Raw genomic sequence first — 5,606 nt, 5'->3', positions numbered from 1 at the left:
CGCGGAAATCTCGACGAGGCCGTTCCAGCTCGTGACCGGCCGCGTCTGGAAAGGCACGGCCTTCGGCGGCGCGAGAGGCCGCACCGACGTACCGAAGATCGTCGACTGGTACATGGAGAAGAAGATCGAGATCGATCCGATGATCACGCACATCCTGCCCCTGTCCGACATCAACAAGGGCTTCGATCTGATGCACAAGGGCGAGAGCATCCGCAGCGTGGTCGTATACTGAGATAAGGCGCTTTCGCAGAACGAGAGACGGGAACGCACACCGCGGTTCCCGTCTCGGCGGCAGGCCGGATTGCCGCATGCTTAACGAATTGAAAACCGGTTTTCGCCAAAGTCCTGCCCGACTGAGGCCCTTCCCGGCCTCCAGTAAGTCTCGCGTCTGGAAGTAAGCTTCGGGGTGGGTATGCGGCGGCTGGGGGTTGCTGTTGCGTTAGCGGCCTTGTGCTTTTCGACTGTTCCTTCCTTCGCCGATCTGCGCATCACGCGCGATCACGGGGGCGAGGTTGAAAAATACAAGGCGAAATACCGCAAGATCGCTGAGAGCGGCGAGCGCGTCATCATCGACGGCATCTGCAATTCTGCCTGCACGCTCGTCATTGGCATCGTACCGCGCAACAAGATCTGCGTGACGCCGCGCGCAAGCCTCGGTTTCCACAAGGCCTACACGATGGTCGAGTGGCCGATCCGCAAGAAGGTCGTCCACGAAGCCGGCACGCGCGATCTGATGTCGTATTATTCCGAGCCGGTGCTGGACTGGATCGAGCGCAATGGCGGTCTCACGCCGCAGATGAAGGTGGTCAAGAACGGCCCCGATCTGTGGCAGATGCTGCTTCCCTGCCCCGAAGAATGGTAGCCGGCCAAAGCCGCATTCACTCGAACATCTTGTCGATCGGAACACGATAACCGTTGGCTAGCCGGTTGGTCTCGTTCGCCATCCCGGTGACGGCCATCACCTCGCCGAACATCTCATCGGTCATGCCGGCCTTGCGTGCCGCCGCGGTGTGGCTCGCGATGCAATAGCCGCAGCCATTGGTCACGCTGACGGCAAGATAGATCATCTCCTTGGTCAGCGGATCGAGCGCGCCCGGCGCCATCACCTCCTTGATGCTTTCCCAGGAGCGCTTGAGCAAAGCCGGATCGCGGGCGAGATATTTCCAGAAGTTGTTGACGTCGGGGACGTTGCGCCACCGCTTGATGTCGTCGAACACGGCGCGGACTTCCGCTGACGCATCCTCGTAATTGACCGGTTGAATCGCCATCAACGCCTCATCTGGTTGCTTGCGCCGCCCGTTATCCGCGACCGCAATGGTAAATGAGTGTGCGGCAATGTGGCCCAGTCCGACAAGCCGTGTGAGACCGCAAGCGTTGATATTCCAAGGCTTTTCAAACGCGTGAGGCCTAAAGCCGCTCACGGCCCTGTGAAAAACGGTGGTGTCCATTAACCTTTTGCCCTTCGACCGCCACATTTTCGAAGCGAACTGGCCGTCATGCGACGGGGGTCCTGCGTTTGTGCGTCGCATTTGATTATCGATTTGTGCGGCAAGTTTTTGGGGGGACTCATGCGGAGAGGTTTCGCATCGCTCTGCCTTGCGTGCGCAACAATCATCGTCGCCATTTTCCTCGGCACGCCGGCCAAGGCCTATCAGGCGCCGGCGGACGAAGAGAAAATCACGCTGGCCGATCCGATCAATCGCAGCCGCGACATCGCCTATGAAACCGACCTCTATTGTCTCGCGCTCGCCGTCTATTTCGAAGGCGGTTCGACCGACGAGACCGAGGAAGGCCAGCGTCACATCGCTCATGTGATCGTTGCCCGCGCGAAAGCCAACCGGCAGATCTGGGGCGGCAACAAGATCTGCGACGTCGTGTTCTACAAGCGCGCAAAGGTATGCCAGTTCTCCTTCGCCTGTCTGCCTCTGGAAAAGCGCACCGTTCGCGGCGGAAAGGCGTGGCGCTATTCGATGGACATCGCCCGCGACGAGATCGAGGGCCGCAGCGGTCTCGAGGACCGGCTCCTGCGCTATTACATGAATGCGTCGCTGACGCCGCCGAAGAATGCCTGCCGCTTCCGCAAGGAGTTCGTCCCCGTCGTGCAGGCCGGGCGGCATGAATTCTTCCGCGAAGCGACGCGCGCCGAGCGCCGCGAACTCGAAAAAGCCGAGCACGCGGAGTGCCTGAAATACGAAGCCTCGCTCAAGAAGAAAAAGGACGCCAGGAAGCGCAAGGGCAAGACCGACGCCAGGCTCGCCGACGCGAAGCCCGGAACGGAGGGCAAGTCCGCCAAGACCGCGAACGCGAACAAGACGGCCAGCGCGAACAAGCCGGCCAAGGCGAAGAACGACGTCGCCACCGCCGCGCGCAAGCAACCGCCAAGGAAGCTGAACGTCGCGAAGCGCTAAAGCGGACGTCTCCGCGCGGGACGCGCCGGCGCCTTCGAGCCGGTCAGAAATCGAGCTTGTCCTGCACCGCCGCGATGCCGGCCTTGGCGCACGCTTCGTCGGCATCGCCTCCCGGGGCACCGGATACCCCGACCGCGCCGACCGTTGCGCCCGCCGCTTCGACCCGGACGCCGCCGCCAAGGATCACGGCGCCGGGCAATTCGCGCAGCCCCGCCTGCGGCATGCCGGGCTGGGTGATGCCGACAAGATCGCTCGTGTTGGTGCGGAAGCTGACCGCGGTCCAGGCCTTGCCGGTCGCGGTCGCGGGCGTATGCGGACCCGCGTAGCGGTCGCGCAGCATCACCTGGGTCTGTCCGAAGCGATCGACCACGGACACCGCGACCTGAAAGCCGCGCTTGCGGCATTCCTCGAGTGTCGCACGAGCAAGCTCAAGCGCGATCTCAGGACTGAGGCTCTTGTAGGTGACCAGCGCCTCCTGCCCATGAGCGGGACGATGCCACATCACCGACGCACACATCAAAAGCGGTGCGACAACGCCAACAATGGCCCGCGTCATGGGCTTCACTCCGTTGATCAGCCGGCCGCCCCGCGCTTCGATCGCAGCGGCAGATCCGGCACCCTGAGCGGATTGGACAACAGCGCCGCCGTCACGACAAGCCGCCCGGCGCATGGGAACCCGAAGCGGTAACGCCCGTTGTCTTGCAGCCCCCGTTGTCTTGCAGCCGATGAATCCAGGGAGATGAATCATGGAGCAGCCGGAGCATCCGCGATCCGAACCCGAGCCCGTCCAGCCCGATCCGGCATTGCAATTGTCGGAAGACGGCCGGGCCAGCGGGACCCAGATCACCCTCGTGGCGATCGGCTGCATGCTGATCATGGCGCTGATGATCTACGGCCTCGGCCGGCCGGCGACGACCGACGGCAATCTGATCGCGTCAGGGCCGCCGGCGCAGGAACAGACCACCGGCGCCGCGCCCCCTGCGGAGCAGCCGCCCGCGCAGTCCGGCGGCAATGTCGCCGGCGGCGACAATCCGGAGCCGCAGAAACCGGCCCAGCCCGCCGCGCAGGAGCAATCCGGGCAGCAGCCGGTGCCGGAGAAGACCAAGCCGGGCGTCGTGCGGGACGATTCGACCCGGTAAAGCACATTCGGTTCTCTTGCTGTCATCGCCCGCGAAAGCGGGCGATCCAGTAAACGAACACCTTCACGATTTACTGGATGCCCCGCCTTCGCGGGACATGACAAAAATGGATGGTGCGATTCCACCTCAACCGAAAATCGCACGAACCGGCGGAGGTTGATCCCGATCAACATCGCGGCGCCCGCACTCCGCCAAGCTCCTCCCGAACCCCATCGGGAGGACATCATGGCATCGACCCCGGCCCAATGGCCGATCCTGCGCTCGCTGATCGACTGGTTCACGCCGAGCGCGCACGATCGCGATCTGGAGTTTCTGGAAAAGGCCCGCGGCGAGGAGATGGAACGGCTGCGCGCGCATGTGCGCGGGCGGCCGGAGGATCTGCGCTGGCTCGTCGGGCGCGAGCCCGGCAGCACCGAGATGCTGTGCCACATGATGGCGGTGACCGGCGTCGACGAGCACCGCGTGCGCAAATCGACCAGGCGCGAACTCGAGCAGACTTGCGCGGCCTGCATCGCCAAGCTGCATTGCGCCGACGAGATCGGGCATGGGCGCGCCGCGGGCAATTTCACCGAATATTGCCCGAACGCGCCGACGCTGCAGCGTTTGCGGAAGTAACGCGCGCGCGTTACTTCACCCCGAGCAATTCGACATCGAAGATCAACGTCGCGTTCGGCGGGATCACCCCGCCGGCGCCGCGTGCGACATAGCCGAGCTCCGGCGGAATGATCAGCGTGCGCTTGCCGCCGACCTTCATGGTGGCGACGCCCTCGTCCCAGCCCTTGATCACCCGGCCCTGCCCGATCGGAAATTCGAACGGCGAACCGCGATCGACCGAGGAGTCGAATTTCTTTCCCTTCTTGCCGTTGTCGTTGAGATAGCCGGTGTAATGCACCACCGCGGTCTGCCCGCTCTTGGGCGAGGCGCCGGTGCCGGCCTGGGTATCGATCATCTGCAGGCCGGAGGCGGTGGTGACCGGCTTGCCGGATTGTGCGGAGGCGTCGTCACTCATGCTGAGGATTCCCGTGGTTGCGATGCTGAGGGTTGCGATCGCCGCACAGGCGGCCATCAGGTGACGTCGAGATAAGGCGCGCATCGGTCAATTCTCCTTAATCGAACCCGAGGCTTGTAGCCCGCGCGATGCAAAGCGCAAATGCCAAGGACGCGATGGGCCGGGCGCGCCTTCTGGCTGCGGCTTGTGTCGGGATGATGTCTTCCGCGGTGTCATTCCGGGACACGCCGGTGCAACGCGAAGGCGCGGGCCCGGACTCCATCCGCCTGGTCCTCGTTATGGATTTTGGGCTCTCGCGCTTGGCGCTCGCCCCGGAATGACGCCGTTCAGACTTCAAACGCAAGGGGAATCCCAAAGCATATCATCAAGCTGCGATTGTCCGTTGGTCCCCCGCGCAAGCGGGGACCCAGCACAACCATCTCCGCGCGCACGTGCGGCCTTCCGCATACCCGCTGTCGCGGGAGAACGGACGCGGACGCACCGAGCCGTGGAGCGCACGGCTCACTTCACCGACAGCAATTCCACATCGAAGATCAGCGTCGCGTTCGGCGGAATGTCGGTGCCGGCGCCGCGCTCGCCATAGCCGAGCGCGGGCGGAATGATCAGCGTGCGCTTGCCGCCGGTCTTCATGGTGAGGACGCCCTCGTCCCAGCCGCGGATCACATCGCCCTGCCCGACCCGGAATTCGAACGGCCGTCCCTTGTCGAGCGAGGAATCGAACTTCTTTCCGCGCGCGCCATCGGCATAGAGCCAGCCGGTGTAATGCACGACCGCAACCTGCCCGCGCCGCGGCGAGCGGCCCTTGCCGGGCTCGGTGTCGGCATATTGCAGGCCGGACGGCATGGTGGTGGTCATCTGTGGCACCGGCGGCCCGGCGGGTGCCGTGCCGGTCGTCGTGGTGCCGGCGCATCCTGCGAGGATCAGCGAAGCGGCGATAGCGGCGGCGAGCGACGATACGCGGATACTGGGTCGCATGGGATGGCCCCGGCAGAACGAAGGACCATCATCGTAGCGCGTAGCCCGCATGAAGCGAAGCGGAATGCGGGGATG

Annotated in this window: 8 protein-coding genes and 1 pseudogene; 5 read left to right on the top strand and 4 right to left on the bottom strand. The window is 64.2% G+C overall.

The window, feature by feature from the left end; translation table 11 throughout:
* Together VN004_RS17940 and VN004_RS17935 are read left to right on the top strand one after the other, a co-directional pair.
* Positions 1–232, top strand: a pseudogene (locus VN004_RS17940) (S-(hydroxymethyl)glutathione dehydrogenase); the annotation flags it as partial.
* Positions 233–412: 180 nt separating this feature from the next.
* Complete coding sequence (locus VN004_RS17935) at positions 413–862, top strand: hypothetical protein (protein WP_325612936.1); 450 nt, start codon at positions 413–415, stop codon at positions 860–862.
* Between the two features lie 16 nt (positions 863–878).
* On the opposite strand, the gene VN004_RS17930 is transcribed toward VN004_RS17935, so the two are convergent.
* Positions 879–1,268, bottom strand: coding sequence for a carboxymuconolactone decarboxylase family protein (locus tag VN004_RS17930; protein ID WP_325612932.1), 390 nt, complete (start codon positions 1,266–1,268; stop codon positions 879–881).
* Positions 1,269–1,568: 300 nt separating this feature from the next.
* On the opposite strand from VN004_RS17930, the gene VN004_RS17925 reads away from it, so the two are divergent.
* Positions 1,569–2,408 carry a cell wall hydrolase gene (locus VN004_RS17925; RefSeq protein WP_325612929.1) on the top strand — a complete coding sequence of 280 codons (840 nt, stop codon included), beginning with the start codon at positions 1,569–1,571 and terminating at the stop codon, positions 2,406–2,408.
* Between the two features lie 43 nt (positions 2,409–2,451).
* Here VN004_RS17925 and VN004_RS17920 read toward each other — a convergent pair whose 3' ends face one another.
* Positions 2,452–2,925, bottom strand: coding sequence for a heme-binding protein (locus VN004_RS17920; protein ID WP_325612934.1), 474 nt, complete (start codon positions 2,923–2,925; stop codon positions 2,452–2,454).
* Between the two features lie 229 nt (positions 2,926–3,154).
* Between VN004_RS17920 and VN004_RS17915 the strand changes: the two genes are divergently transcribed.
* Together VN004_RS17915 and VN004_RS17910 are read left to right on the top strand one after the other, a co-directional pair.
* A complete protein-coding gene (locus VN004_RS17915; RefSeq protein WP_325612927.1) occupies positions 3,155–3,547 on the top strand; it encodes a hypothetical protein in 393 nt (130 codons plus the stop codon).
* 225 nt (positions 3,548–3,772) lie between these two features.
* Positions 3,773–4,162 (top strand): hypothetical protein, encoded by a 390-nt coding sequence (locus tag VN004_RS17910; RefSeq protein WP_325612925.1) that lies wholly within the window; start codon positions 3,773–3,775, stop codon positions 4,160–4,162.
* Between the two features lie 10 nt (positions 4,163–4,172).
* Here VN004_RS17910 and VN004_RS17905 read toward each other — a convergent pair whose 3' ends face one another.
* Together VN004_RS17905 and VN004_RS17900 are read right to left on the bottom strand one after the other, a co-directional pair.
* On the bottom strand, positions 4,173–4,640 hold the full coding sequence (locus tag VN004_RS17905) for an FKBP-type peptidyl-prolyl cis-trans isomerase (protein WP_325612921.1): 468 nt from the start codon (positions 4,638–4,640) through the stop codon (positions 4,173–4,175).
* Between the two features lie 417 nt (positions 4,641–5,057).
* Entirely contained in the window at positions 5,058–5,531 is a 474-nt protein-coding gene (locus tag VN004_RS17900) for an FKBP-type peptidyl-prolyl cis-trans isomerase (protein WP_414710345.1), read from the bottom strand.
* Between the last annotated feature and the right edge of the window lie 75 nt (positions 5,532–5,606).

Source organism: Pseudorhodoplanes sp. (assembly GCF_035565855.1).
Lineage (GTDB): Bacteria > Pseudomonadota > Alphaproteobacteria > Rhizobiales > Xanthobacteraceae > Pseudorhodoplanes.
The sequence above is the reverse complement of the archived record's forward strand: the minus strand, read 5'-3'. Positions and strand labels throughout refer to the sequence as shown.

Bases quoted from the DNA above. Each gene is read 5' to 3' on its own strand.
- VN004_RS17935 (WP_325612936.1), top strand. From the start codon at position 413: ATGCGGCGGCTGGGGGTTGCTGTTGCGTTAGCGGCCTTGTGCTTTTCG.
- VN004_RS17930 (WP_325612932.1), bottom strand. From the start codon at position 1,268: ATGGCGATTCAACCGGTCAATTACGAGGATGCGTCAGCGGAAGTCCGC.
- VN004_RS17925 (WP_325612929.1), top strand. From the start codon at position 1,569: ATGCGGAGAGGTTTCGCATCGCTCTGCCTTGCGTGCGCAACAATCATC.
- VN004_RS17920 (WP_325612934.1), bottom strand. From the start codon at position 2,925: ATGTGTGCGTCGGTGATGTGGCATCGTCCCGCTCATGGGCAGGAGGCG.
- VN004_RS17915 (WP_325612927.1), top strand. From the start codon at position 3,155: ATGGAGCAGCCGGAGCATCCGCGATCCGAACCCGAGCCCGTCCAGCCC.
- VN004_RS17910 (WP_325612925.1), top strand. From the start codon at position 3,773: ATGGCATCGACCCCGGCCCAATGGCCGATCCTGCGCTCGCTGATCGAC.
- VN004_RS17905 (WP_325612921.1), bottom strand. From the start codon at position 4,640: ATGCGCGCCTTATCTCGACGTCACCTGATGGCCGCCTGTGCGGCGATC.
- VN004_RS17900 (WP_414710345.1), bottom strand. From the start codon at position 5,531: ATGCGACCCAGTATCCGCGTATCGTCGCTCGCCGCCGCTATCGCCGCT.